The following is a 25,333-nucleotide window of genomic DNA, read 5'->3' on the forward strand; positions in this document are numbered from 1 at the left end:
AGACCTTGCCCGGCAAACATGATCAGCATGAAGGGTAACTGCCTGGCATCACACCTAGCGTGATCAGTCGCCAGGCTTTCCCTGCTCCACCTCCCCAATGCAGCTGTATGTGCCGTTCACCGACGGGAGATTCCTGAGTCTCCATATCTTGAGCGACCCGATCAGGGATCAGAACCTATTGATCGGAACGTTGTTCCCGTTGCAAGGCAGGCCGCTGATATTCTTGAGTTTGAGACCTGAACACGGTCAACCGCTAACGTACCACAGCCGGTTAACTGTGCTCTTGGGCAGTTCTAATTGCCGGCAAACCTCCGCTTGAGAAAGGCCTGCCGCCTTAAGATCGCGCACCGCTTTGAGTCTTTCTGCGGCAGCGATTCTCTGGGGTGTAGTGAGCTTTTGGGGTTCGGCAGGTAGCTTTTCATCTAGAACTCCAAGCTGCATGAGTTCTTTCATTGTGTCATCCAAAACTGAGCGCGCGGTCTTGCCCTCATCGGCAGCGGCCACGAGCGTGAGAAAGGACAGTGGCATTAAGCCTAGCGCTTTAGCGATGTCGGCACTGAGGTCGACGCTTACTGACGTCGTCGATGCCTCCAGCCGGCTTATGTGACCTTGGTCAGTCTGATGCTGGAGGTCTGCTTGCGATAAGCCACGTCGAACCCTCAGCCACTGTAGCGTTGCCGCATATGCCTTCCGCAAGGACATCCAGCTCACCTCTCCCAAAAGGAGACGGTATGCCGCGTTTGATGTGTCCCACACAAATGTATATAGTCATTGCGATGGGACTTTTGGTGTGCCACTTAGCCATCTGTGCGTGCGTATAACCTTATTTTCTTTGTCGCCAACAGGATCATCAATTTATGCCTAATTCTCCTGAGCACGAGTTGCTCCAGAACGGGCGGATCTCCTCAGCAGGCACGTCGCTGTCTCACGCGGAGGTAGAGGCATTAGTAGCCGAACGCTTCCCTGGCAAGGCGTATTGCACCGTCGAGGATTGGCTCATCTTTCACGTAGACGAATCCCCCGAGTCACTTGCGAAAGTACGAGCGTCCGGTCTGGAGCCAATGTTCATGTATGCCCACTGCGTTATCTATGACGGGCATGGACGGTTTCCGCCTGGAGGGTGGGTGCGCTCGACCCTGTGCAAATCATTCGATGGCGTTTGCTTGTTCGAGACGCGTAACACGGTCTACGTATTGGTGGGTGAGGGGCGCGAAATGACTGCGTCACTGAAGACAATATTCGGCTTATGTTAATCGCAGGTGCGCTATGCGGGCTTGCTCTATACGAGATACACGATGTTCCGGATTTGCATGCAAGACCAAGCTGGCCCTGTTGGAATGTTCGGCGACGGCCTCGCTCATTTTCACGCGATGTCACGAACCCTCGCGACCCATTGGTATCACGTAAGCCTCAAGCGCCGGCATGAGGGACGGTTCGTAGCTTATGAAGAGATGCTGAACGATGAGCCTCGCTTGGTGGAACTGCTGGTATCCCAAGACGAGAGCTTGGTCATTCAAGACGTCCAGGTCGTTACCCCGGCATGGATGAACAAAGGGTCAGGCTGGAAGATGGAAAAGCTGAAATCACTTTCCATGGGGTTCAACCAGGCAGAAGTGCCAATCTGCGTTGTGCAGGTCGAGAGTGGTGATGTGTACGTCAATACCCATCAACGCGACCTGGATGTCGATGCCTTGGTTGGGGTCAGGGAGCTATATCGACGCAGTGCTGCAACCGCCGGCGTAGCCTCAGCGTCGGAGGCTCTGTAGCTATGGACGACATCAATACCGTCGCAGTTGATTTACACGAAAAGCGCTACTCGGACTTCGACCTTCTTCGCATCGCCAAAGCAGTGAATCAAGACTACAACGGGCTGGTCACGGCCTACCTGGTGAATGTCCATATTCATGCGTGCAGTGCTGTTGGTGTGGTGTTCGGTCACATTTGCCCTGGGCCGTACCAACGATTAGCAGATGGTCGGCTGATTCGGACATCCGACATTCAGTCCGTAACGAAGGAAGGCAGGTTTTGGGTGATCAATACGGTCAACTCGAAGTACGTCATTGCGACCTTCAGGCGGGACGTCGGACGGCGTAGCTTGCGTGAGTTCATGCGCATAGCGGGAGACAGGTATCTGCCAACGCCTGATCGCCTCCAGTAGTCGCTGATCGGTGTTTTGGGCTTGCCCCGCTTCGGTGGCGGCAAACCCCGGACAAGCCGAGTTTCGGCCCTGGCGGGCTTCCACCCTCAAGCCTCTGGCCCATCCAGGGCCTGCGCGCTCCGCTTGCCATCTTGATCTTCAGGTTCACGCGGTGGCTCTCAACCCCTGATGAGCCTGAACACGATGAATCAGCCCTCCGAAGCTCTGCCTGAGACCGACGCCCAAGAGTTCCGGGATCGTTATCCAAAATGCTCTCCGACTCTGGAGTCGACCAGATCTACTGTGACCCCGGCTGGAAGAACTTCCTGATAGGGATGGCGATTCAGAACGGTAAATCTTCGTCCGGAATTGGCACCGGTTTGGGTGGAGCTTTGGGCGTAAGTGCTTGATGAATACTTTCAAGCCTTACCAGCAACTCATCGAATGTCACCACCAACACATCCTTCAGGCCGCTACGGTACTGCTCGAAAGCCTGTTGCCGCTTTTCGTCTGCGGGCGTTTGACCAATGATTATGATGGCCGCAATCGCATGGGCATGGACGCGTTCGTTGAGTTCGTGGGAGAGGCTGAAGATCTCTCTCTGAACCACACTGCGTTGGCTTACGATCTGACCTACGGCACCGCTGAGCTCGTAGGACGGTACGAATGTTTGGCGGTAGGACTTGCCAAGCAGTTCATGTTGTGGGTGTTTGATCTCAATTAGGGCGAGGTTTCCTGTTGCCCTGGCCGCCATGAGAAAATCTGAATACTGACCACCGCGTCCGCTGAAACCTTTGCCACCTACGTAGGGCTGATCCGCGATTTTTTTGACGGGATACCCGAATGCCATATCTAGAACAAAGGGGTGCTCGCTGAGAAACTTTTGCCACCGAGGCTCTGTGACTTTGCTGTCCATCATTCTTCGATAGACTTCGATGAGTTCGCCGAGGGTGATGAGCTCGATCTCACACTTGAGCTGATACAAAGTCTCTGGTGCAGATTTCGCCAGCGATGGGACACTCTGCTGAGCGAGCTTGGCGGCTTGCTTTTGATCTTTGGGTGATAGCCGAGGTGCCATTGATCCCAGCGCTACCAAGTTGGCAAGCAGATCTGGCGGTAGTTTACGTTGACGGGGAGGATAGAGCGCTGGATCCGCTTTGTGCAGAAGGCTCGTGTAACAAACAAGCTTTTTGTCTGCAGCAGTTTCTCGCTGATGCCGCTGAGTTAGACGGTCTAAGCTTCTCTTCAGTTGCTCAAGTCGTTCAACGCCTAAGTAAAACTCACCGTATTTAATTTTCGCATCAGAGTTTCCAGGCCCACCATGCAGGATTAGTGTGTCGACCCCCTCCAGATCATTCAATGCTTGGATGATGTATCGGTATTCGTAGTGGAAGCCAAGACCGTAGCGCCAGTCTTTGGTGAGCCCGACAGGAAGAAGTCCTAGCAAGGCATCAAGCTCATCTTGGTTACTAGGATACGTATATTCTTGGTAAACAGGGCGGGTGATCACTATCGACTTAATGTTGTCGTATTTAGGCTTGCCGTACTCAGCGTTCCCCGAGCGGGCGTTGATGGGGTAAATGGTTAAATAGTCCGGGGTGACCATCAAAATGAGATGCCAGCCCGGCCCATTGTTCGGAAGGGGGATGTCGCTGTAGTAAACGTGCGCGGAGCCCCGGAAGTCATTTTCGTTGTACTCTCCCGACTCAATTGCTTCGAGCTCTTGTTCGCTCAGCCCTCTCGCTTCGCCATTGTCAAAACGAAGAAATGGGCCGCCATCGGTGCGCTGCTGTATGGCATATTGAGACGGGCGCATTGAAGACATTTGTCATCCCTGATGTTAGGTGTGCGGTACATTACTGGGGCTTGGCGTTGGTGCTCGCAAGCCAGCCAAGGGCTTAGGTTGGCGCATACTGCTAGAAAGGGATTGGGTCGTCGAATGGGTCGCTAGAGATTTTCGGCATTTGAGGCACAGTCAGAGGTGATACGACGAATAGGTTGACGATGTCCTCCCTGTCCATGAAGAGGATCTGACTCCGTTTGGATTGGTCAAGCTTGCCACCAATCCAGTTTCTGGCAGCCTTGGTGATTTCTCCACCCGCGACGATGAAAGCGTGATCAACCAAAACGCGTTTGCTGAGCTCTGAGTCAAAGATCTCGTGGCCCAACATCATAAGCACTTGGTTGTGGATCTCGGCGACGTTGGCTTGCCCTCCCTTCGTTACTCCCGAGGAGTCGAGCTTTCCCTTTTTCACCTGAATGCCGAAGTAGATGACGTGCTGGGTGGGAAGCGTGAACTTCATCCAGATGTCTTTCCCATACTCCAAGGCTTTGTCTTTGTGTCCGGCAGAGGTAATCCGAGCAAAACCCAGCTGCCTAAACAATGGAAGCAGAACATGCTCTATCAGATCATCCTCTGAACACTGATCAAGGTAGGCAACCAACTGGTGCTTCTTTTCAATTTCCACGGCAGAAAGTGGACGGTGAGGACTCGCGGATTCGTTCCCTACTGTGCCGGTGGTGCAGTGACGCAGATAGCACTGATCGTCCTCTCCGTAGAACGCTTCGAAGCCCTCTCGTTTGATCGCTGCGTTCAGCGCTTTGAGTGCATTCAGGCGGGGTGGTTTTTCGTTGAAGGCATCCTCACTGTCCATGAGAAGGCGGATCACCCGGAGCATAGCGTCAGGCGGCATTAGCGGATTTGAACTTGGGAGATCCAGGATTTTCTGCAGAACATCCGCCACCCAGAATCGGCGTGTTGAGCCGTCATGGACAAACTCGGTATCTGCATCCCTGAAAAAGCGAGTAAGGTTTGGGCCGGTGAGGTAGTGGAAATACCCCTCTGTGTTTTCCCCGCAGATGAGCTCTCCGACCTGCTCCGTAGTGCGTGCCTTCCATTTCATATTTCGCCCCACCCGTTAGCCAAATCTAGACTTTTGATCCGTGCATGTGATCAGGATACTCCGTTCCCTCAGCTCACTGACGCGAACATACCGGCGATAATCCGGGCGTCGAGCAATGCGTGGTGAGGTAGCTCTTCACCCTCGCTAGGCGGAGCAAGCGTCGTTGGGTCGGTAGGAAAATTACGAACGATCCTGGGCCAGTGACCTCTCTCATAAACCAAGTCGCAAAAAAGCTCCCAATCGTACTGAGGAGCATCCGTGACGATCTCGACCTCCTTTTCGAACGACGTCAGAAACCCGAGCAGCGAAATCCTGGCTTCAGCTGTGGGCAGCGAATAGCTGGCACCCCGCAGTTGCGGAAGGACGATCTCCTTTACGAAATCACTGCAATCACTAGCCTGCCACGTATCCTGCAATTCAACGTAGAATTCGCACACATTCTCACCTACCAGTGCCATAGATCAGCTTCGCTGCAGATTAGAGCTGGGTAAATTCGCAATCAAGAAAGAGCCTCATGCGCTCAGAACTCCGTAATGACTAGATGTCGCCTGGATATAGCTGAGGAGCGTCAGCTATGGGATATGGCTCTCTACCACTTGGGCTCAGACGGGCCGAGCCAGGTGGTCGTAGGCTTGTGGAGCAATACCACGCTCCCAAAAAACCAATAGTTGAGCATCTGTCCACCAAGCAGGTGGGCCAGGATGTGCTGAATATACTGAAAATTGCCCAAGAGCTAGTCGGGGCTTTCATACAGGGCCGAACACCAGTTTAAGACGCGTCATGACGTTGCACGCTCGTCACGCCATTGACTTAGCGGACGGGCTCATGACTCGGTTGCCAAAGGAGCTGCTTTCGCGGACTTGGTGAGATTCCTGTCTTGAAATTGACCTGGGTGTTTGACTTCACTTATGCCCCAGACTGCCCCTTGCCGCAGCCGTCCCAGTAAACTTTTTGAGCTTATTGCCCCCAATTGAGACGTTTATGAGCGCTGATTTAACTGAAGAAGAAATGCGTCGTGCCTTGTTTGGGACGTCTAAGCTCGAAGAGCTTCTTGCGTCTCCGGCACGGGATCCTGTGCCGGAAATTGTGCCCACCAAACCGGTGACGGCGCCCGCAGCCAAGAAGAAGCCTGCAAAAGCGTTTACCCTTCGGCTCAAGGTTACGCTACGGGTCGGAAACGAATTCGAGGGGGAAACGTACGAACTGATCCATGAAGCTGACACATTGAGCTCTTTGCTGGCTGAGCAGGAGGCTGTGAAAGCTGCCAAGAAGAAGTACAAATACGTTGAAGTCGTCTCGGTCAAGTCGATGTAAAAGCATAAGGGTGAACAGATGTCATTTGAGGGGGAGGAGTCTCACTGTCCACGCGTTTCAGAATCTGCCGAAATGATGCGCTTGATTATTCCTACTCGTACCCAGAGCTGGGTTTATGACCGCAATCGATCCAGCCTTTATAAGCCGTTCCTGACTGCGTAAATCAATCTTCAAGGACATGAGTCACGGCTGCCAATCGACATTGTTAAAAGCGCGTGATATAGAATCAGGCTTTTTAATTGTTTATACTAGGGAGTAAGACCTTGAGTGGATCAAGACATCATCATTATCTATCCCAGTGTTACCTAAAGGGTTTTACACAAGGAAGTGCTAAGAATTCAAAGCTTACTGTACTAGACTTAAAAAACAAAAGTAAGTTTGAAACAATTCCAAGAAATGTTGGCGGCATGCGTGATTTCAATCGTGTAGAAATTGATGGCGTAGATCCCGAAATTATTGAGAAAACACAGTCTAATTTTGAAGGTGAAGTAGCATCAGCACTCAAAAAGCTTGGAGAGTCGTCAGATTTTTCTGGTAAAACGAAATGTACTATTCTAGAGCTGATTGGTATGTTGGCAATCAAGTCTCCAGAAATGCGAAGACATTTGAGCGGGCCGCAAGTCCAGATCGCACACCTGATGATGGCTATGACTTTGGAGTCAAAAGAGAGATGGGAGTCCCAGGTCGCTCAAATCAAAAAAAGTACAGGAAAGGATGTTTCAAGTGGTGCAACCTTCGAAGAAATGAAAAAATTATTTGAACGGGGTGCATTTGAGGTGTCCGTATCCAAGGAGCACCAGATACACATGGAGCTGGTTGGTATGCAGGAAATAACCAAGCTTCTCCATCGAAGAAATTGGGTTTTATTAAAAGCAGGCGATGAAGCTGGAGAATTTATCACTACTGATAACCCTGTGAGTTTGACCTTCAACAAACCAGCGACCTCTGCTTTTGTTTCGCCGGGCTTTGGCCTACCTGAAACAATGGTTTATTTTCCGGTTTCAAAGAGCTTGGCTCTAGTGGGTGAGTTTGGTGGAAAGGACGGTGTGCAGGCAGCGAGTAAATATTTGGTGGCAATGCTGAATAGCAAGCTAATCGCAAATAGCTATCAGCGCGTCATTGCGTCAAATTGTAATTTCAATTACATAGCTAAGGGTGGAGCTATGCAATTAGGTAATATGTTGGTGTAACAACTCCAATAGCTTCTTCGCGTTAGTCGCACTGGTCAGCTGCCTGCTGACCAAAGCCGCCCTTGAGGGCGTAAAGCGCGTTTACCGTACAGCAAGGGAGGTGCTGCTCGACCTGAGCCTGCGCGGGGCGATCACAGGCGATCTATTCAAGCGAAAAGCTTATCGGGGCTTGTACACCATAAATACCCGCTTGGACGCGGCACTATGCGCCTAGCCATTGTGCCACTTGATCTCTCAGGGGGATGCGGAGGGAAATGATTAGCCAAACCAGCACGACCCAAATGAACCAGCTCTTAAGTAAAGGGTGAGCTTGTAGCGGCTCTAGCGGAGCCGTAATGGCTGCAGCTACCCTCCAGTTACCCAAAGGTATGTCTGCCAGACTCCAACGCCGATCCCCATAACAGTGGCGACAAGAGCAGCCCCTTTGACGAACCGGGCCTCGAAAAGCCGATCAAGGGCGACCCCGATACCCTTTGACGCGGTTCTGAGCTTACCTGTTACCATTTTTCGGATTGTAGAGTTCAGGAAGCCAACTTTCGACAAAGTCGAGTTGTGCATCCGGATGAATTCTTTGTTTTCAAAGGCTTGAATCTCTTCTTTCCCCTCCAGGAAATGCCGAGGAATGTCACCATTCAGCTCTATCAGTGATTTCATCTTGGGGTGGCTGGCATAGCCGGAACCATAGCGGTCTGCTAGTAGGTCGTTCAAATTCAGCCGACGTTCAACAGGGATAATTGGAGCGTCTCTGCCGCCTAAAGCTCGGTATCTGTGTTCCAGATGTTCAAACCCGTAGGTCAGATTTCGCATATTCCAGTGAATCCAGAATTTGTCGCGACGGTCACGCACAAATCGGTAAAAGCCGGTCAGAAGCTCTAGCTCAATTGCATCGAAGCTAGCCATTACATCGTCCCGCCCAATTCGCAGCTCCTCAGCTATGGAGTGCGTAGAGAAACTGACCGCTTGACCCGTTGCGTAGTGGGTGATGGCGATTGACGTAATTCGAGGTGAGAGCCCCTCGTTGTCGTCGTACAGGCTTTGGCAGGAATAGTGGATGGTGAAGAAGTTTTGAGGAGCTTTTTTGACTTCCCGAATGAACGCTCGGCTATCAGTAATGCTCATGTCCCTACTCGCTAATCCTTAGAGCCATCAATGATGGAGGGGAAGACGAGCCGGAGCAAGGTCTCCTCGAACCTTGCATTTTCATCTACGACCTAATTCACGCTGTCTCGATTATAGGTGCGAGATGGTTATGGTGAGGTGGCGCAGACCTAGAGGAAAAGAGTGTCCTGGTTTCTTGGAAGATAAGCGTCGAGCGCAAGCGGAGTGCGCCGGCCCACTATGGGCCGAAGGCTTGAGGATGGACGCCTAGGGGGCCAAAACCTGGTGCAGCCAGGGTTTGGTTCACGACAGCCGTGCCCGGAATGCCAAGCCCAAAGCAAAAGCGATGTGAACCACAACCAACTACAAGGCAGGATGGTCGCCGAACGTCTCGCGAAGCATACTCTCCATCATGACCTAGGCACGCCCTTGGAGAAGCTGCTCCTGGCTACAGATATTGAAGCGCACAGGATTGATGAGAGCGACAGTCGCCGGTGAAAGCTTTGCAGCCGCGTTAACAATCCAGGACGTACCAATCGAAAGTAGCACATCGGATACCTGCACCGTCCAGACCTGCGCCCCATAGAGCATGGATTATTCCTCAGCTAGGATGTGTTTGGCATTCCCTAGGAGACGGGCGAGATTTGGCTGCTTTACCAGGTTTATAGCTAGCTCTGGAGGCATGCCAAGGCGTCCGAGTAGACAAAGTGTGAACAGAACTTGAAGCCGAAGCACCAATGCTACCAACGCGGCTCCCTTCAGAGCCTTCTTCTCACCTTTTTCATCGTAGTGGGCGTGATAGTTTCTAGTGTTTTTGGTGTCCTTTACCATTAACTCAACGGTCGTCTTTCCTCCAAATACTTCAACGAAGGGCTCAAGTAGTGCGGCCAGCCGCTCACCTAATGTCAGCTCATTCGCGAAGCATAGGCGTTGCTTGACCCATTCCCGCTCAGCCTCGGGCACTGCTTCCACGATGCCTGCAAGTTTTTTGCTGAACTCCGCTTTCGACCACCTATTCCCTGGTAGCGTCCTGCGATGAAAGGCTTCAAGTGCCTGGGCGATGGCCAGAAACTTTGTATCGTTATAGGCCAAGCCTTCATCTTGGACGGCGAAATAATGATGAAGAGCTGGCATCAGCGTGTCGTATTCGTCCAACCATACTTGAATCATTGCGCTGAACTGCTCGGCAATTTGCGAGTAAGGAAGTAGCATCGCCCGAGCACGCTTTTTCTTGGCGGTCGTCCCATTGTTCAAGCTCTGGAAGTAGACGTCCTGCCAGCGAGGTATCTCCTCTCCTTCTTCTTTAGAGCTTACGCGAAGCGAATGGATCGCGACTGGGTGCCCGATGCATAGAGCTAGGAAGCGGGTGATCTTGTGCGAGAGAGATACGAAGAAAGATAGCGGCTTGCGGGAGTCGGCTTTGACGGTAAGGCACGCTTGCTGTCGAAGCTCGGTAACTGGGTATTTGACCCTACCTGGGAAGGTAGCCTTCATCCCGATCTCAAGTAAGACACCCTCCTGCAGGGTGCATGTGACAATCGACGGCATGCCAAAGTCTATTACGCAGTCAGAAGGTTTCATCCCTAGGATCGGTCTGAAGGCGGATTTTCCATACCATTCGCTCAGCTCATCCACGGCAAACTCAAACTGGTCGAACTCGCACTCTTCAGGCATCCCCATCCCGATGTAAGCGATCCGAGCGGTGATCAGAGATGTAGCGGCACCGCCGCCGAGCGACAAATTCATGGTTTCATAGGAGCAGTCTTCGAGAGTGGTGTACCCACCTTCGATTTTCCCTATCAGACGACCGATAAACATCTCATCGAGTGATACGAACGCATTTTCATCTGACGTCAGATGGAGCTCAATTCGTCCACCATCCAGGATCTTAAGAGTCCCTGGATAGCGTTTATCAGGTTCGGCGGGAGTAAAGAAAAATCCATTTTTTACGGTGGGTTCAGAAACGCGCATCAGGTTACTCCTGGGAGTCTTTTAACGGTGCGTTGAGGCAATGAATGAGCATGGCCGAATATACTCATTGCACGCACTGCATCTCGGCGGCTCAATCCGACTTCCATCTTCAGGCAGGGGGTCAGACGTGACAGGCAAGGTATACGACTGCCCACAATCGATACAGCGGGGTGAATGCAGGCTTCCATGCAGATGAATTACATCAAGGTTGCCGGCTCGCTCATGAAGGTCATCAACATTCTGCGTGACGACAGTCAGCTTGGGCACATAGCTGGCAAGCTCAGCGATAGCGCGATGTGCCTCATTTGGCTGGGCCTGGATGACCTTACTGCGATGCCATTCATACCATCCCAACAAAGCGCTGGGTCAATTCTAAATGCTTCGCTTGTCGCAAGTTGGGCAGGATCGAAGCGCTCCCATCGACCCGTCAGTGCGTCTCTAAATGTAGGGATGCCACTCTCCGCTGATGCACCCGCCCCAGTGAAGACTACGACGTGCTGAGCCTCCCTCAATTGCTGAGCTAGGGCACTGGTGATCATGAGCATTCCTTGAGGTGGATTTCAGTTGAGGTGCCGGCACTATGGGCTATGAATCGGTAGCTGATGTCGTCATCCAAACCAGGAAATTCTAAGCCAATCCTCGTTCAATCATACGATCCAAAAGCGCTTGAGGATGAATGCGGTAAGTGCCTACCCCAACCCGTTGCGTGAAGTGGTCATAGGTTGGGCTGCTAACGCCAGTGGTCATCTCTGAATTGGATAGGAAGACGCCTGTGTAGGATTCAGTAACGTCGCTGAAAAACTGGATTACAGCTTGCCTCGTAACAACGAGGCCTTTGCCAAGGTGACCGTCGATTACAGCATCCAATACATTGTTACGTAGACTCATGTCGTGTTCCTTCTGTCAGGTAGAGCTGGGAGGATGAGCTCTAGCTATTTTTGATGGCCAATGGCTATTCTCTCATCATTTCTACAGCAAGGAACGCGCATGAAGCTCAATCCACTACACCTCAAGATTGCTGGTTTGCTTGAGGGCAGGCTTTTTCGAATCCCAGAATACCAACGCGCCTACTCTTGGAAATCTCGCCAGCGTAAAGACCTATTCGGCGACATCGAGGAGGCATTTCGATCTGGTCGGGAGCATTTCATGGCTACTTTGGTCGCCTTGGCCAAGGAGAAAGAAACCCGCCTTATCGGCGTCGACGAGTTTAAGACTGTCGAGTTGGTGGATGGCCAACAACGTGTAACGACCCTCATCATCCTTATGAAGGCGATTGAGAAGGCTTTAGACAACGATGATGCTACGCAAGCCAAGGTGCGACGGGAGCTAGGTGAGCTCCTTGTAAAGGGAGACGACCATTCCCTGATTCTGCTCCAGACAAACCATGACGCAAGTCAGGTTTTCACCAACTACGTCCGCAAGGGGGTGGTGGAGGAAGGCTCAGCAAAAACTGCTGCAGATCAGAATTTGGTGGATGCTGCCCGTGACTGCGAGCTCTTTGTGAGCAAATGGTTGGCTCGTGGAGATACGATCTTTGAGCTGTTGGTGACCGTCAGGAATAAGCTAACGATCATTTACCATGAGATCTCTGAAGAGGCTACGGTTTACCGAGTCTTCGAGGTTCTTAACAGTCGTGGGCTGGATGTCAAATGGATCGATAAGCTTAAAAGCCAGCTGATGGCACTCATTTTCGAGCACGTTGAGGGTGGTACTCGCGATGAGGCAGTGTCTGAGATGCAAGACGTCTGGCGGGGTATTTACCGCTCGCTGGAAGACAGTACACGAATCGGGGATGAAGCTCTCCGCTTCGCAGGAGCATGGGCCTCTGACGCGCGACCAAATCGGATTCCCAGTGAAGCAGACTCGACCGCACTGCTCACCCTTAAGGCGGGCACGCAGTTAAGAACGATTGCAGAGATTGGTCATGAGCTCGAGGCAGTAGTGCAAGCGAACCTACGCTTGTTCCGAGACCCACGCCTTCGGGCCGTAACGCGGATTGTGCATGCTCGGTTTGTTGCAGCAGCGATCCTCCTGAGGAAATTCGACAAGAAGACAGAGCAAAAGCTGCTGGGTAAATGGGAGCGCGCAACGTTCAGAATCTACGAGCTGGCGGGCCGGGATAGCCGTCACAAGGTTGGGGAATACATCCGTCTTGGTTATGAAATCTACCGGAGCAACCTGGATAAAGATCAAATTCTGAGTGGACTAGAAAAACTCTCTAAGGGTTATTCGATTGACGAGGTTTTGAACAATATTGATTGGGTGAGCAGTTACGAAGGCTGGCAAAATCAGCTCCGCTATGTGCTGAACCGTTATGACGAGCACCTGGCAAAGCTCGCGGGGCAGAAGCTCAATGAGAGTCAGTGGAGCAAGATATGGGAGCAGGATGCCGCTAACTCCATAGAACATATTGCACCACAAAGCAGTGGCGTTGAGTGGATGCACCACCTCGGGAATCTGACGATGCTGCCACCTGGAACAAACTCTTCGCTAAAAGCCAAGCCCCCGGTTGAAAAAAACGACGTCTACCGAAGCTGTGGATTAATTGCCACGATACATGTTGGCCAGCAGCTTCATGAAGCTGGATCTTGGACTGAGGATATGGTTCTAGCTCGAGCAAAAAGCATCGAAGATTTTATCAGGTTTGAATGGGCGGACTGAGTAAAAATAGGATGGGGGCACCAATTCGTTGGTGTCCTTCCTTAAAAAGGCCGGTCGCTATCTTCAGCAATACTCCTAATCCATAGGGTAAATAAAATGCGTGGGTGGTTTGAGTTGATGTGTATAGATTGCAGGATTTTGTTCTGTGACTGGTAGTTGTAGCTTTGTTGATTATCTCGAATTGTCGATTTTTTATTAAAGTGTTATTGCTATAGTGAGTCGATGGTTTATTACTGTTCAGGGAGATGGTAAGAATGTATTCAAGGCCCTACCAAGACGAACTGGTTGTAAAATATATTGAGGTAATTAAAAAAACCTTGAAAAGCTGGGGGGTGAATTTTTCAGGTGTGCGCTATGGAAATATTCCATATTACTATCACGATTTAGTTTTAAGAATCCCTACTGCTAAACCTAGGCAGGTATTTTTGAGCGATGTAATAAAAGGCGATCCTGAGAAGCTTCAGTCAGTTGACTTTATCAAGCGCAAGGCAGAAAAGGGGGGCGATATTTGGCCTCACCTAAGTCGCGGTTGGGGTAGGCTAAAAAATCTAGACAAATTATACAATCACTGGGGCGTATATCATCTACATCTTGGCGAGGATATAGAGAAACATGGATATGTATCAAGAACAGAAGGTGTTCTCCTTCTCTGCATCTCATCAGAAGCTATGTACTTTATCGATGTACGTAGCCACGGGGAGGAATTTCCCGATCTGTGGTATGACATTGGCATCATGAATATAATTCTGAAGAACTGGCCAGATCAGCTTGCCGGGTATAGATCTTTGATGACGGGGCATAATATCTCAGCTAGCTCTATCGAAGAGGTTAAAAAATATAGAGACGAGAATTTCAATATGCCTTTGATTTTGAGCGATGGTAATGCCTACATAAGTCCAGGAATGATATCGTTGCAAGGTTTGTCCTCTAAAGGTGCGATGTATTATGGAGACCTGCTTAGAACTTTTGGTGTTGTAGAGCAGATTTGGCGTGAAGCCCCGAGCGCACTAATAAACACATATTTTCCATGGAGAATTCCTCCAGCTGCCCTTAACCTTTTTGTTGATAGCGTTTGGCCGCTGGTAAGGATTAAGGCGGAGGGTTCTGATATATCCCTGAGCTCGTCTGATGTGTGGGGCTTGGCGCGAGAGGTACTTAGGTAGATTTTAGCTGTTCCATGGCTGGCTAACATCGCAAAGTGAATTCAATTCAACGCTACCTTTGCTGGCTGAAATCCTGGAGGGGAATTCGGGGACGGAATCCGAAACGGCATACTTCGCCAAGTCCTGATATTTAAAGTGCCGTTTCGGGAGCAGTCTTACGTGTAAGATTTAGTATCAGTCTCGTGGCTATGCTGGTTCCGGAGGGGCTCCAATTCTCCCCCTCATTGTCCGTTACGCCCCCGATCTTATATCTGGAATCGAAGCCCGGATAATCCGTGCTCACATAATTCAAGATGGAGTTGACCAAGTGCATCGCATCAGGAATGGGGGACTCCAGCAGGCCGTGCATCGGCAGTGGAATACTGCGAAATTGATGCAGGGGTTTCAGGCAGTGAGTGAAGTTATTATCCCTAGTGCACCCCATTGGCCATGGACGAAGCCCGAGTGGGTTAGGGCAGAGTGTCGGTGGGATGCAGTTATGTCTCTTGAATCCATTTAAGTATGGACGTCCATAGGCGGGGTCAATGCCTCTGTATGCCGTGGTCTTTGGCAGTGTCCATGCCTTGAAAGACACCTTTACACGTTCAGCGTGATGCGGCGGGCAGGGTATTGCAGCGCAGAATTGAGAATGGCGCTGCGCACCCGGTCCTTGCTTTCCTTGACCGCCGTTTCCGGCAAGCCCACCAGCGTCAGGGATGGCAAACCATTGGCCATATGCACTTCGACGGTGACGGCGGGGGCTTCCACGCCAATCTGGGCGCGGCTGTGGACGATGGCGAGGGACATGCTCGTTCCTTGAACAATGGAGACCGCTTCCTGCGGTTTCTCAAAGGTAGTCGAGGGAACGGAAGTACAACGAATCAGACTTTTACAGGACGTATCAACGTGCAAAGGCGCCGGGATACTTATCCAGGTAAGCGCCGTTGAGTTGAGTGTCTGGGGTGCGCATAAAGGTGCGGAAATTGGGAATCAGGAACACCAGCAGTGACAACCCCAGCACCATCGCTCCCAGCGACGCGATGGTCAGGGCGACGCCGAGGTAAGCGATCAAGCCATTCATGGCGAAACTGCCCAACGGGCTGGCTGCCGCGGACAGGAAGGACACGGTGGCGAACATCCGGTTGCGATGTTGCTTGGGGGTCGCCAGCAGCCTCACGGCAGAGGTCGGAATGTTGATCAGCATCAGGCCCACCCCACCGCAGAAAAACGCCAGGGGCACGACGACTATCGATGAGAGCGTGCCGGCCAGCCACATATTGCCGCCCAACAGCGCAAAGCCTGCGGCGACACACAGGTCGCGGGACACCCGATAGGTCAACCAACCGGTGATCTTGTAGCTGCCCGCCAGGATGCCCAGGCCGAAGCACGCATCCAGCAGGCCGAGGTAAGTGATCGGGAAGTGGATAACCGTCTTCACGTAGAGCGGCAGCAGGATGGTAAAAAACGGAAACAGGGCAAAGTTGACGAGCATCGCCACAAGGGCCAGGTAGAACTCGACTTTCACCTGATAGACCGCCTTGAACCCCGAGTAAATCATGCGCCAGCCGCTGGCAGCCGGGCTTTGTTCATCGGGGGCGCTGGCGCCGAGGCGGAGTGGGATCGAGGTAATCAGCACTGCCGCGCCAAGCATCGCAAAGAAGTCGACGGTAAACGCCAGCGTGGTGCCGAAGCTGAAAATCAATGCGCTGGCCATGACTGGCCCAAGCAGGTTGGAAACGGACGAGAGCATGCTTTTGGTGCGCATGGCCAGTGAGACCTGATCGTCACGCGCAAACAAGGGAATGATCGATGACTGCAACGGGTCACGCACACCTGCGACGGCACTGCTGACTAGCATCAGGGCGCCGACGCTCCAGGGGTTGAACAGCTGAGTCGTAGACAGAAAAACCATCGACAGCGCGGTCAGCACGCTGGTCAGGGATGCCAGCCTGAGGATCAGGATCTTGTTGTACTTGTCGCCCAGCCATCCCAGCAGCGGGCGGGCCAGCACCTCTGCCGCGATGGAGCAGGCGATCATGTTGGCGAAGGCGAGGGCGGAACCGGTTTCCTGCAAGGCCCACCACGCCACGGCGAGTTGGTTGCAGCGGCCACCGAGTACCACCAGCAAAAAGCTGAATTGTATTTTCAGCAGGCGCCGGTCGAGGGCCGGCAAGCCCCACATGGACCGATTGATGCCGGTTATTCGCCCGCTGGCGTCAACCGCGCTTCCAGCTCGGCCACTTTGGCCTCCAGGCTCTCCAACCGCGCACGCGTTCGGGCCAGCACTACCATTTGGCTATCAAACTCTTCCCGGCTCACCAAGTCGAGCTTGCTGAAACCGCTTTGCAGCAATGCCTTGAATTGGCTTTCGATTTCATTGCGGGGCAACGGCGTGTCACCGCTGAACAGGCGAGAGGCGTGGCCGCTCAGGGCGTCGAGGAGGTCTTTGGGCGCGAGCATGGGAAATATTCCGGAAAACAGTTGGCCGGCAGTGTATCACGCAGCGTCTATAGTCTTTTTCACGACGGCGGGCGCACGCTTTTCGCGCAGAGGGCCGGGCGGCGGCGCACTGTTTTTGTGCGCATTGCAACCGCCGAAGAGGCCCGCAGGTGGGCATAAGTGGGCAAAGGACTGATTTCAGTGATTTTTACGGAGCTGGCAAGGTTTCTGCTTAGACGATCATGACCCATGCACTGATGCAGTCGCTGTGACGAATGCAGTGCGCCGACGGATCAGGGGTACAGGTTTCGTCACCAGTGGTTCGCTGGCGTCGCAAAGGCAAATGCCGAGGCGACGACGCGTTACAAAGCCAGGCACTGCGCTTAGACTTGAGACGGGTTTGTTTTCCTGGGGCAAGTCCACCAATTCGGGAGAGAGTTTTCATGAAGCTAGTCACTGCCATCATCAAGCCGTTCAAGTTGGACGATGTGCGCGAGTCGTTGTCCGAGATCGGCGTGCAGGGCATTACCGTTACTGAGGTCAAAGGCTTCGGTCGGCAGAAGGGTCATACCGAGCTGTATCGCGGCGCGGAATACGTGGTCGATTTCCTGCCGAAGGTGAAGATTGATGTCGCCATTGACGACAAGGATCTTGATCGGGTTATCGAGGCGATAACCAAGGCCGCCAACACCGGCAAGATCGGTGACGGCAAGATCTTCGTGGTCAATCTGGAACAGGCTATTCGCATCCGTACCGGCGAAACCGATACCGACGCAATCTAAGCCGCCAAACCCCAACGCCCCAGGAGAAAACAATATGACTCTGCGTAAATTCGCAGGGCTCGGAGCCCTGTTGTCCATCGTAATGCCAAGCTTGGCCATGGCGGCAGACGAAGTGGCTGCTCCAGTCCTCAATTCCGGCGACACCGCCTGGATGCTGACCGCCACCGCTTTGGTGCTGTTCATGACCATCCCTGGCCTGGCGCTGTTCTACGGCGGCATGGTCCGTTCCAAGAATATTCTGTCGGTGATGATGCAGTGCTTCGCGATCACCGGCCTGATCAGCATCCTGTGGGTCGTCTACGGCTACAGCATCGCGTTCGATACCACCGGTATGGAACAGGGCGTCGTCAATTTCAACTCCTTCTTCGGCGGCATGGGCAAGGCATTCCTGGCGGGCGTGACCCCAGCCAGCATCACTGGCCCTGCGGCATTGTTCCCGGAAGCGGTGTTCATCACCTTCCAGATGACCTTCGCCATCATCACTCCGGCGTTGATCGTCGGTGCCTTCGCCGAGCGTATGAAGTTCTCTGCGATGCTGATCTTCATGGCGATCTGGTTCACCCTGGTCTACGCGCCGATCGCGCACATGGTGTGGAGCGGCAACGGTGGCCTGATGTGGGACTGGGGCGTGCTGGACTTCGCTGGCGGCACCGTGGTGCATATCAACGCCGGTGTGGCTGGCCTGGTGGCGTGCATCGTGCTCGGCAAGCGCAAAGGCTTCCCGACCACCCCGATGGCTCCGCACAACCTCGGTTACACCCTGATCGGCGCGGCGATGCTGTGGATCGGCTGGTTCGGCTTCAACGCCGGCTCCGCGGCTGCGGCCAACGGCACTGCCGGCATGGCGATGCTGGTCACCCAGATCGCTACCGCTGCTGCTGCGCTGGGCTGGATGTTCGCCGAGTGGATCACCCACGGTAAGCCAAGCGCACTGGGCATTGCCTCGGGCGTAGTCGCTGGCCTGGTTGCAATCACCCCAGCCGCAGGCACCGTGGGCCCGATGGGCGCCCTGGTGATCGGCCTGGTTGCCGGTGTGATCTGCTTCTTCTGCGCCACCAGCCTCAAGCGCAAGCTGGGTTACGACGACTCCCTGGACGCCTTCGGCGTGCACGGTATCGGCGGCATCGTCGGTGCGATCCTCACCGGTGTGTTCGCAGCCCCTGCGCTGGGCGGCTTCGGCACGGTGACTGACATCGCTGCGCAAGTCTGGATCCAGTGCAAAGGCGTTGGCTTCACTGTGATCTACACGGCGATCGTGACCTACATCATCCTCAAGGTGCTGGACATGGTCATGGGCCTGCGGGTGACCGAAGAGGAAGAGGCCGTCGGCCTCGACCTGGCGCAACACAACGAGCGCGGCTACAACTTGTAATAGCGTGAAAAAAAGATGCCCGGCTTGCCGGGCATTTTTTTGCCTGGCGTTTGTCAGTCATACCAATGTGTAGCGGTTTTTACGCCGTGTTTGTGATGGGATGCACACGGCACTTTTCAGCGTGCGAATGTCTTACAGGCATGTAGGCGTATTCGACACTTTGTTTTTTCCCAGAGCGCGCTAGAATGCGCGCCGATGGGCGCAGAACTGTATTTATCTGGGCGAGCACCGTGATCATGGCGGTGCTCGTAAAGTCCTCGCCACCTTGCACGGTGATGGGGCATAAGCCACTGGTTACCCAGTGGATGTTGATTTTCTTCCGGCTGCCTCGACAGAGGGTGAAGCTGGGCTATAACTAATCTGCTTTTCGCAAGTCATGAGGTAGAACATGAGCGACGATGATCTGGAAAACGACGAACTCGAAGTAGGTGACGAAGACGACACCGAAGAAGGTCTGGAAGCGGCGGCGGAAGACGTTGCTGACGACGACGGTGGCGATGACGCACCTGCCCCGGCTGCCAAAGGCAAAGCCAAGGCAGCGGTGTCGGTCGATGAATTGCCGAGCGTTGAAGCCAAGAACAAAGAGCGTGATGCCCTGGCCCGTGCGATGGAAGAGTTCCTCGCTAAAGGCGGCAAAGTGCAGGAAGTCGAGGCCAACGTGGTGGCGGATCCACCGAAGAAGCCGGATAACAAGTACGGCAGCCGACCTATCTGAGGTCAGCACCCGCTTGTAAGAAAAAGCCCGCCGTCGCTGCGGGCTTTTTCATGTCTAGCGCAATACCCTGTGGGAGCGGGCTTGCCCGCGATGGCGCAGTGTCAGTCAATGAAAATGTGCCTGATAGACCGCTATCGCAGGCAAGCCAGCTCTCACATTGGGTTCGGTGTCAGTTCCAGCTGCGGAGCAACTCTGGCAGCTCCGCCAGGTTGCGAATCTCGGCATCCGGACGCTTATCCGCATCCCACGCCTTGCCCGTCGGGTTAAACCACACCGCTCGAAGCCCCGCCTGCTGCGCCCCAGCAATGTCGTCCCCTGGGTGATCGCCAACATGCACCGCCGCATTGGCATCCACCCCACCACGCTGCAACGCTTCCTGAAACAATCGCGCATCCGGCTTGGCAATGCCGATGTCTTCAGCGCGCAGGGCAAAGTGGAAGTAATCCGCCAGGCCAACACGCTGCACGTCGGCATTGCCGTTGGTGATCACCCCCAGCAGGAAGTGCCGGCGCAGCGCCCGGAGCATGGGCTCCGCTTCGGGGAAGGGGGTGAGTTGGTGCCGCGCGTGAATGAACGCTTCGAAGCACACATCCGCCATTTCCGTAGCCTCGGGCTGTGGATAACCGGCTTCTTCAAACGCATGCATCAACACCCGGTGGCGCAGGATGCTGATCCGGTGTTTCAGCTCGGGATGGCGCTCCAGCACCTGTTGGCGAAGACTGGCGAAATGCTCCAGCGGCAAGTCGCCGACCTTGGCGGCGTTAAGCGCCAGCCATTCTCGCATCGACGCTTCGGCACTGATGATGACGGGTACGTTGTCCCAGAGTGTGTCGTCCAGGTCGAAGGTGATCAGCTTGATACTCATGAGTCGCCGCCCTTGATTCGTTTGGCCCGTGGATGGGCGCTGTCGTACACCGTTGCCAGGTGTTGGAAGTCCAGATGGGTGTAGATCTGTGTGGTCTTGATGTCGGAGTGGCCGAGCAGCTCTTGAACCGCGCGCAGGTCCTGGGATGATTCCAGCAGGTGGCTGGCAAAAGAGTGTCGCAGCATGTGTGGGTGCAGGTTCTGGCCCAGCTCGCGCTCGCCGGCCGCCTTGACCCGCACTTGAATCGCCCGTGGCCCCAGGCGCCGGCCTTGCTGGCTGACAAACACCGCATCATCCGCCGGATTGGTCAGCAGGCGCAGCGGTAACCACAGGAGCAAGGCTTCGCGGGCTTTGCGGCCCACCGGCAACACGCGGGTCTTGCTGCCTTTACCGAGTACCTGTACCAGGCCGTCCGCCAAGTCCAACTGGTCGAGATTCAAGCCAGTCAGCTCCGACAGGCGCAGGCCCGATGAATAGAACAGCTCAAGGATGGCCTGGTCGCGATGGGCCAGGAAGTCATCTTCAACGGCGCCATCCAGCAATTGCAGGGCGCGGTCGGTATCCAGGGTCTTGGGCAGGCGCCGTTCGCCCTTGGGTGGTGACAGGCCGTTGGCCGGGTCGTGATCGCACAGGCCTTCGCGGTTCAAATAGTGATAGAGCCCGCGTACCGCCGAGAGCAGGCGCGACAGGCTGCGCGAGGATTGACCTGCCTGGTGCAGGCGCGCGATCAGGCTGCGCAGGCTCTGGATATCCAGGGCCTTCCAGCTGCCGATCTGTTGTTTTTCGCAGTAGGCCAGGACCTTGTTCAAGTCCCGCCGGTAGGCTTCCAGGGTGTGGGGCGACACCTGGCGCTCGTTGCGCAGGTGAGCGCAATAAGCGTCCAGTTGCCGTTCCATGGCTAGCGCACCGCGCGCAGGGCGGTGGTGAAGCGCGGCAGGACGCGGCCCAGTACCTCGGCGATGTAGGTCAGGAACAGCGTGCCCACTGAGCTTTTGTAATGCTGTGGATCACGGCTGGCGATGGCCAGCACGCCGTGCAGGCCTTGATGGCTGAGCGCGACCACCGCCGTGGAACCTATCTGCTTGCGCTGTTCGGCACCAAACAGGAAGTCCAGCTCATGTTCGCGCAAGGTGCCGCTGATGGTCTTGCCTTCGGACAACAGGCCGCCGATGGCGGTTTGTGCGTCGCTGCCACTGACCCAGCGTCCCACCGGCATCGGGTTGTCGCTGAACAGGATCAGGCTCACGAACGGCACCTGGAAGTCCTGGCGCAGGCTGTCTTCCACGGCGATCACCGTTTCTTCCAGGCTGGTAGCGTCCATCAGGGTCAGGATCAGGCGGCGGGTTTTCTCGAACAGGCGGTCGTTGTCGCGGGCGACGTCCATCAGGTGCGAGAGCTTGTGGCGCATCTCGATATTACGCTCGCGCAGGATCTTCATCTGCCGCTCCACCAGCGACACCGTGTCACCACGTTGGTGGGGGATGCGCAGGGCCGGCAGCAGTTCATCATGCTCGACGAAGAAGTCCGGATTAGCCTCAAGGTACGCCGCGACGGCAGCGGCCTCCAGACTTTCACTCGGGAACGCTTCTGCGGGTACTTGAGGCTTATCGGTCATTGGATTGGCTCACTCATAGACGGACCTGTCCTTCGTATACGCGCGAGGCCGGCCCGGTCATCAGCACCGGGTGGCCAGGGCCTGCCCACTCGATGGACAAGCGTCCGCCGGGCAGGTCGATCAGCAGCGGCGAATCCATCCACCCCTGGCTGATCGCGGCCACGGCAGCGGCGCAAGCACCGGTGCCGCAGGCCTGGGTTTCGCCGGCGCCGCGTTCCCATACACGCAATTGCGCGCGGTTACGGTCGATCACCTGCAGGAAGCCCACGTTGACCCGCGCCGGAAAGCGCGGGTGGTGTTCGATTTTCGGCCCCAATTCATGCACGGGGGCGTTATTGATGTCGTTGACCCGCAGCACCGCATGGGGGTTACCCATGGACACGGCGGCGATATCGACGGTCTTGCCATCAACGTCCAGCGCGTAGCTGACAGCTTGCTCGGTAGCCTGGAACGGGATGTCCGCCGGCACCAGGCGTGGCGCGCCCATGTTGACACTGATCTGGCCATCACTGCGGATATCCAGCTCGATCACGCCACTCTTGGTCTCGACGCGGATCTGCCGCTTGGCGGTCAGGCGCTTGTCCAGCACAAAGCGGGCAAAGCAGCGTGCACCGTTGCCGCACTGTTCCACTTCGGAACCGTCGGAGTTGAAGATCCGGTAACGGAAATCCACCTCCGGGTTGCTCGGCGCTTCGACGATCAGCAATTGGTCGAAACCAATGCCGGTGTGACGGTCGCCCCACTGTTTAGCGTGCTTGGGCAGAATATGCGCGTGCTGGCTGACCAGGTCGAGGACCATGAAATCATTGCCCAGCCCGTGCATCTTGGTAAAACGCAGCAGCATGGCTTACTCCGGCAGCAGGCTTTCGCCAGCATACAACTCGGCTACCGTCTCGCGGCGACGCACTTCAAACGCTTGATCACCGTCCACCAGCACCTCGGCGGTACGGCCGCGGGTGTTGTAGTTGGAACTCATGACAAACCCGTAGGCACCGGCCGAATGCACGGCCAGCAGATCGCCTTCTTCCAGGGCCAACTGACGGTCCTTGGCCAGGAAGTCGCCGGTCTCGCAGATCGGGCCGACGATGTCGTAGGCGCGGGCTTCGCTGGCGCGCGGCGTCACGGCGGTGACATTCATCCAGGCCTGGTACAGCGCCGGGCGGATCAGGTCGTTCATCGCCGCATCGACGATGGCGAAATCCTTGTGCTCGGTGTGCTTGAGGTACTCGACCTGGGTCAGCAGCACGCCGGCATTGGCGACGATATAGCGGCCAGGCTCGAACATCAGCGTCAGGTCGCGGCCTTCGATGCGCTCGCGCACCGCCTGGATATAGTCGGCAATCAGCGGCGGCTCTTCGTCGCGATAACGCACGCCCACGCCACCACCGAGGTCGATGTGGTGCAGGTAGATGCCGCATTCACCGAGACGGTCGATCAATGCCAGCAGGCGGTCGAGCGCATCCAGGAACGGCGGCAGCGTGGTCAGTTGCGAGCCGATATGGCAGTCGACACCCAGCACTTCCAGGTTCGGCAGTTGCGCGGCGCGGATGTATACGTCCTCGGCGTCGGCAATGGCGATGCCGAACTTGTTCTCTTTGAGACCGGTGGAAATGTAGGGGTGGGTGCCGGCATCGACGTCCGGGTTGACGCGCAGGGAGATCGGCGCGCGAACGCCCATTTCGGCGGCCACGACCTGCAGGCGTTCCAGCTCGTCGGTGGATTCGATGTTGAAGCAATGCACGCCGACTTCCAGGGCGCGGCGCATGTCATCGCGGGTCTTGCCGACGCCGGAGAACACGATCTTGTCAGCCTTGCCGCCAGCGGACAGTACACGTTCCAGCTCGCCACGCGACACGATGTCGAAACCAGCGCCGAGGCGGGCCAGGACATTCAGTACGCCGAGGTTGGAGTTGGCCTTGACCGCGTAGCACACCAGGTGCGGCACACCGTCGAGGGCATCGGTAAACGAGCGGTACTGGGCTTCGATATGCGCACGGGAATACACATAGGTTGGGGTGCCAAAGCGCTGGGCAATCGCGGACAACGCCACGCCTTCCGCGAACAGCTCGCCGTCCCGGTAGTTAAAAGCGTCCATGGAAGTCCCTTATTCGTAGGTGTCGTGCTTATGCGCTTTGGAAGGCTTTTGCGACGATTGCGCCTGTTCATTCGGATCTTTGCTGTCATCGGGCAGGTACAGCGGGCCTTTTTGACCACAGGCACTAACGAGGCAAGCGACCGCGACGAGCGCAGCAAGGGAAGAGATCAGGCGCTTCATGGCGAAATCCTTGAATATGCATTAATTGCGCCCGAGTATACCGACCACCCGCCAGCTTGCCTATGCGCTGGAATACCCGTCCGGCGGGGGTTTGCCGACACGGCCGGGAAGCGGACTACGCTGCTTGAGGATTTTCCACGCCGTCAATCGTGTTGAAATCGGTATCCTTTGCAATCGGCGGGGCTCGCCCGTATCGTGCGGCGCTTGAGCAAAACCAGACACTTTTGAGGTTGCCACAATGAGTTTGACCGAAGCCCGTTTTCACGACCTGGTGGATTCGACCCAGCAGGCGCTGGAAGATATTTTCGACGACAGCGGCCTGGACGTGGACCTGGAAAACTCGGCCGGCGTGCTGACCGTCAAGTTCGAAAGCGGCCAGCAACTGATCTTCAGTCGCCAGGAGCCGCTGCGTCAGCTGTGGCTGGCGGCGCGTTCCGGTGGCGTGCACTTCGACTACGACGAAGAAAGCGGCAAATGGCAGTGCGACAAGAGTGAAGAGTTGCTGAGTGAAATGCTCGCGCGCCTGGTCAGCGAGTACACCGGCGCCGACCTGGAATTCGACGAGATCTGACCGTGACCCAGCCTGCACCCGTCCGCCCGCCGAAGCCGCTGTTCAGTAATGTCAGCCCGGCGGTGCCGTCACCTTGTATCAGTTTGTGTCGCCTAGACGAGCAGAAAGTCTGCCTCGGCTGCTTCCGCCACGTGGAAGATATCCGTGAATGGCGCTCTGCCGACGATGCGCGGCGCCGGGTGATCTGCGCCGAGGCCGAGCAGCGCCGAGCCCAAGCCTGAGGCCGTCTTGTTTATTTGTGACGCTGTGGTAGTGTCCGGGTACGCCTCAACTCATCGAGGCC

General features: G+C 55.1%; 26 protein-coding genes and 4 pseudogenes. 13 read left to right on the forward strand and 17 right to left on the reverse strand.

The features are described from left to right. Nucleotides 1-246: 246 nt before the first annotated feature. Complete coding sequence (locus tag WH299_RS11075; protein WP_339550280.1) at nt 247-702, reverse strand: helix-turn-helix domain-containing protein; 456 nt, start codon at nt 700-702, stop codon at nt 247-249. Between the two features lie 155 nt (nt 703-857). Between WH299_RS11075 and WH299_RS11080 the strand changes: the two genes are divergently transcribed. From WH299_RS11080 to WH299_RS11090, 3 genes are read left to right on the forward strand one after another with little or no spacing between them, the layout of a single operon-like run. Then, nucleotides 858-1,253 (forward strand): DUF6957 family protein, encoded by a 396-nt coding sequence (locus WH299_RS11080; RefSeq protein ID WP_339550281.1) that lies wholly within the window; start codon nt 858-860, stop codon nt 1,251-1,253. Between the two features lie 42 nt (nt 1,254-1,295). After that, complete coding sequence (locus tag WH299_RS11085) at nt 1,296-1,766, forward strand: hypothetical protein (RefSeq protein WP_339550282.1); 471 nt, start codon at nt 1,296-1,298, stop codon at nt 1,764-1,766. 2 nt (nt 1,767-1,768) lie between these two features. Then, nucleotides 1,769-2,158, forward strand: a complete 390-nt coding sequence (locus WH299_RS11090) for a hypothetical protein (RefSeq protein ID WP_339550283.1) — start codon at nt 1,769-1,771, stop codon at nt 2,156-2,158. 322 nt (nt 2,159-2,480) lie between these two features. On the opposite strand, the gene WH299_RS11095 is transcribed toward WH299_RS11090, so the two are convergent. From WH299_RS11095 to WH299_RS11105, 3 genes and pseudogenes are all read right to left on the reverse strand, one after another. After that, nucleotides 2,481-3,962 (reverse strand): Shedu anti-phage system protein SduA domain-containing protein, encoded by a 1,482-nt coding sequence (locus WH299_RS11095; RefSeq protein WP_339550284.1) that lies wholly within the window; start codon nt 3,960-3,962, stop codon nt 2,481-2,483. 91 nt (nt 3,963-4,053) lie between these two features. Beyond that, the gene (locus WH299_RS11100; protein ID WP_339550285.1) at nt 4,054-5,040 is read right to left on the reverse strand and encodes a hypothetical protein; all 987 of its coding nucleotides are present in this window, start codon (nt 5,038-5,040) and stop codon (nt 4,054-4,056) included. A gap of 68 nt (nt 5,041-5,108) precedes the next feature. Continuing rightward, nucleotides 5,109-5,505, reverse strand: a pseudogene (locus WH299_RS11105) (hypothetical protein). A 516-nt stretch (nt 5,506-6,021) separates the two neighbouring features. Between WH299_RS11105 and WH299_RS11110 the strand changes: the two are divergent. Both WH299_RS11110 and WH299_RS11115 read left to right on the forward strand, forming a co-directional pair. Next, nucleotides 6,022-6,354, forward strand: coding sequence for a hypothetical protein (locus WH299_RS11110; protein ID WP_339550286.1), 333 nt, complete (start codon nt 6,022-6,024; stop codon nt 6,352-6,354). A gap of 263 nt (nt 6,355-6,617) precedes the next feature. Beyond that, a complete protein-coding gene (locus WH299_RS11115; protein WP_339550287.1) occupies nt 6,618-7,544 on the forward strand; it encodes a DUF4238 domain-containing protein in 927 nt (308 codons plus the stop codon). 345 nt (nt 7,545-7,889) lie between these two features. Here the strand turns inward: WH299_RS11115 and WH299_RS11120 are convergent, their stop codons facing one another. The 4 genes and pseudogenes from WH299_RS11120 to WH299_RS11135 form a co-directional block, all read right to left on the reverse strand. Beyond that, nucleotides 7,890-8,663 carry a hypothetical protein gene (locus tag WH299_RS11120; RefSeq protein WP_339550288.1) on the reverse strand — a complete coding sequence of 258 codons (774 nt, stop codon included), beginning with the start codon at nt 8,661-8,663 and terminating at the stop codon, nt 7,890-7,892. A gap of 573 nt (nt 8,664-9,236) precedes the next feature. Beyond that, complete coding sequence (locus tag WH299_RS11125; protein ID WP_339550289.1) at nt 9,237-10,613, reverse strand: ApeA N-terminal domain 1-containing protein; 1,377 nt, start codon at nt 10,611-10,613, stop codon at nt 9,237-9,239. A 51-nt stretch (nt 10,614-10,664) separates the two neighbouring features. Further along, nucleotides 10,665-11,152, reverse strand: a pseudogene (locus WH299_RS11130) (SIR2 family NAD-dependent protein deacylase); the annotation flags it as partial. A gap of 88 nt (nt 11,153-11,240) precedes the next feature. After that, complete coding sequence (locus tag WH299_RS11135; RefSeq protein ID WP_339550290.1) at nt 11,241-11,501, reverse strand: hypothetical protein; 261 nt, start codon at nt 11,499-11,501, stop codon at nt 11,241-11,243. A 99-nt stretch (nt 11,502-11,600) separates the two neighbouring features. Between WH299_RS11135 and WH299_RS11140 the strand changes: the two genes are divergently transcribed. Both WH299_RS11140 and WH299_RS11145 read left to right on the forward strand, forming a co-directional pair. Continuing rightward, nucleotides 11,601-13,274: a DUF262 domain-containing protein gene (locus WH299_RS11140; protein ID WP_339550292.1), complete on the forward strand. Its 1,674-nt coding sequence runs from the start codon at nt 11,601-11,603 to the stop codon at nt 13,272-13,274. 254 nt (nt 13,275-13,528) lie between these two features. Then, nucleotides 13,529-14,437, forward strand: coding sequence for a hypothetical protein (locus WH299_RS11145; protein WP_339550294.1), 909 nt, complete (start codon nt 13,529-13,531; stop codon nt 14,435-14,437). A 579-nt stretch (nt 14,438-15,016) separates the two neighbouring features. Here the strand turns inward: WH299_RS11145 and WH299_RS11150 are convergent. From WH299_RS11150 to WH299_RS11160, 3 genes and pseudogenes are all read right to left on the reverse strand, one after another. Further along, a pseudogene (locus WH299_RS11150) lies at nt 15,017-15,223 on the reverse strand (magnesium chelatase domain-containing protein); the annotation flags it as partial. 94 nt (nt 15,224-15,317) lie between these two features. Continuing rightward, a complete protein-coding gene (locus tag WH299_RS11155) occupies nt 15,318-16,598 on the reverse strand; it encodes an MFS transporter (RefSeq protein ID WP_339550295.1) in 1,281 nt (426 codons plus the stop codon). A gap of 17 nt (nt 16,599-16,615) precedes the next feature. After that, entirely contained in the window at nt 16,616-16,876 is a 261-nt protein-coding gene (locus tag WH299_RS11160; protein WP_010207460.1) for an accessory factor UbiK family protein, read from the reverse strand. A gap of 422 nt (nt 16,877-17,298) precedes the next feature. Here WH299_RS11160 and glnK point away from each other — a divergent pair, with 422 nt between their 5' ends. The 4 genes and pseudogenes from glnK to sutA all read left to right on the forward strand — a co-directional run bounded on the left by glnK (nt 17,299) and on the right by sutA (nt 19,724). Then, a complete protein-coding gene (gene glnK / locus WH299_RS11165; RefSeq protein ID WP_002555808.1) occupies nt 17,299-17,637 on the forward strand; it encodes a P-II family nitrogen regulator in 339 nt (112 codons plus the stop codon). A gap of 34 nt (nt 17,638-17,671) precedes the next feature. Continuing rightward, nucleotides 17,672-19,009, forward strand: a complete 1,338-nt coding sequence (locus WH299_RS11170) for an ammonium transporter (RefSeq protein ID WP_016975881.1) — start codon at nt 17,672-17,674, stop codon at nt 19,007-19,009. 211 nt (nt 19,010-19,220) lie between these two features. Beyond that, nucleotides 19,221-19,295: pseudogene (locus WH299_RS11175) on the forward strand (secondary thiamine-phosphate synthase enzyme YjbQ); the annotation flags it as partial. Between the two features lie 102 nt (nt 19,296-19,397). After that, entirely contained in the window at nt 19,398-19,724 is a 327-nt protein-coding gene (sutA, locus tag WH299_RS11180) for a transcriptional regulator SutA (RefSeq protein WP_016975879.1), read from the forward strand. Between the two features lie 169 nt (nt 19,725-19,893). On the opposite strand, the gene WH299_RS11185 is transcribed toward sutA, so the two are convergent. Genes WH299_RS11185 through lptM form a run of 6 tightly spaced genes read right to left on the reverse strand, consistent with a single transcriptional unit; the run spans nt 19,894 to nt 24,479 of the window. Next, nucleotides 19,894-20,589 carry an HAD family hydrolase gene (locus WH299_RS11185; RefSeq protein WP_339550296.1) on the reverse strand — a complete coding sequence of 232 codons (696 nt, stop codon included), beginning with the start codon at nt 20,587-20,589 and terminating at the stop codon, nt 19,894-19,896. Beyond that, nucleotides 20,586-21,485 carry a tyrosine recombinase XerC gene (xerC, locus tag WH299_RS11190; protein WP_028618449.1) on the reverse strand — a complete coding sequence of 300 codons (900 nt, stop codon included), beginning with the start codon at nt 21,483-21,485 and terminating at the stop codon, nt 20,586-20,588. The genes WH299_RS11185 and xerC overlap by 4 nt, the downstream gene beginning before the upstream one ends. A gap of 2 nt (nt 21,486-21,487) precedes the next feature. Then, nucleotides 21,488-22,204 carry a DUF484 family protein gene (locus tag WH299_RS11195; protein WP_122729840.1) on the reverse strand — a complete coding sequence of 239 codons (717 nt, stop codon included), beginning with the start codon at nt 22,202-22,204 and terminating at the stop codon, nt 21,488-21,490. Nucleotides 22,205-22,217: 13 nt separating this feature from the next. Beyond that, entirely contained in the window at nt 22,218-23,048 is an 831-nt protein-coding gene (gene dapF / locus WH299_RS11200; RefSeq protein WP_122729838.1) for a diaminopimelate epimerase, read from the reverse strand. 3 nt (nt 23,049-23,051) lie between these two features. Beyond that, nucleotides 23,052-24,299 carry a diaminopimelate decarboxylase gene (gene lysA / locus WH299_RS11205; RefSeq protein WP_122687027.1) on the reverse strand — a complete coding sequence of 416 codons (1,248 nt, stop codon included), beginning with the start codon at nt 24,297-24,299 and terminating at the stop codon, nt 23,052-23,054. 9 nt (nt 24,300-24,308) lie between these two features. Then, on the reverse strand, nt 24,309-24,479 hold the full coding sequence (gene lptM, locus WH299_RS11210) for an LPS translocon maturation chaperone LptM (protein ID WP_010207449.1): 171 nt from the start codon (nt 24,477-24,479) through the stop codon (nt 24,309-24,311). 238 nt (nt 24,480-24,717) lie between these two features. Between lptM and cyaY the strand changes: the two genes are divergently transcribed. Together cyaY and WH299_RS11220 are read left to right on the forward strand one after the other, a co-directional pair. Beyond that, nucleotides 24,718-25,050, forward strand: coding sequence for an iron donor protein CyaY (gene cyaY, locus WH299_RS11215; RefSeq protein ID WP_339550297.1), 333 nt, complete (start codon nt 24,718-24,720; stop codon nt 25,048-25,050). A 2-nt stretch (nt 25,051-25,052) separates the two neighbouring features. Then, complete coding sequence (locus WH299_RS11220; protein ID WP_339550298.1) at nt 25,053-25,271, forward strand: DUF1289 domain-containing protein; 219 nt, start codon at nt 25,053-25,055, stop codon at nt 25,269-25,271. Nucleotides 25,272-25,333 lie beyond the last annotated feature (62 nt).

This window comes from Pseudomonas sp. MYb541 (assembly GCF_037479595.1).
Classification (GTDB): domain Bacteria; phylum Pseudomonadota; class Gammaproteobacteria; order Pseudomonadales; family Pseudomonadaceae; genus Aquipseudomonas; species Aquipseudomonas canadensis.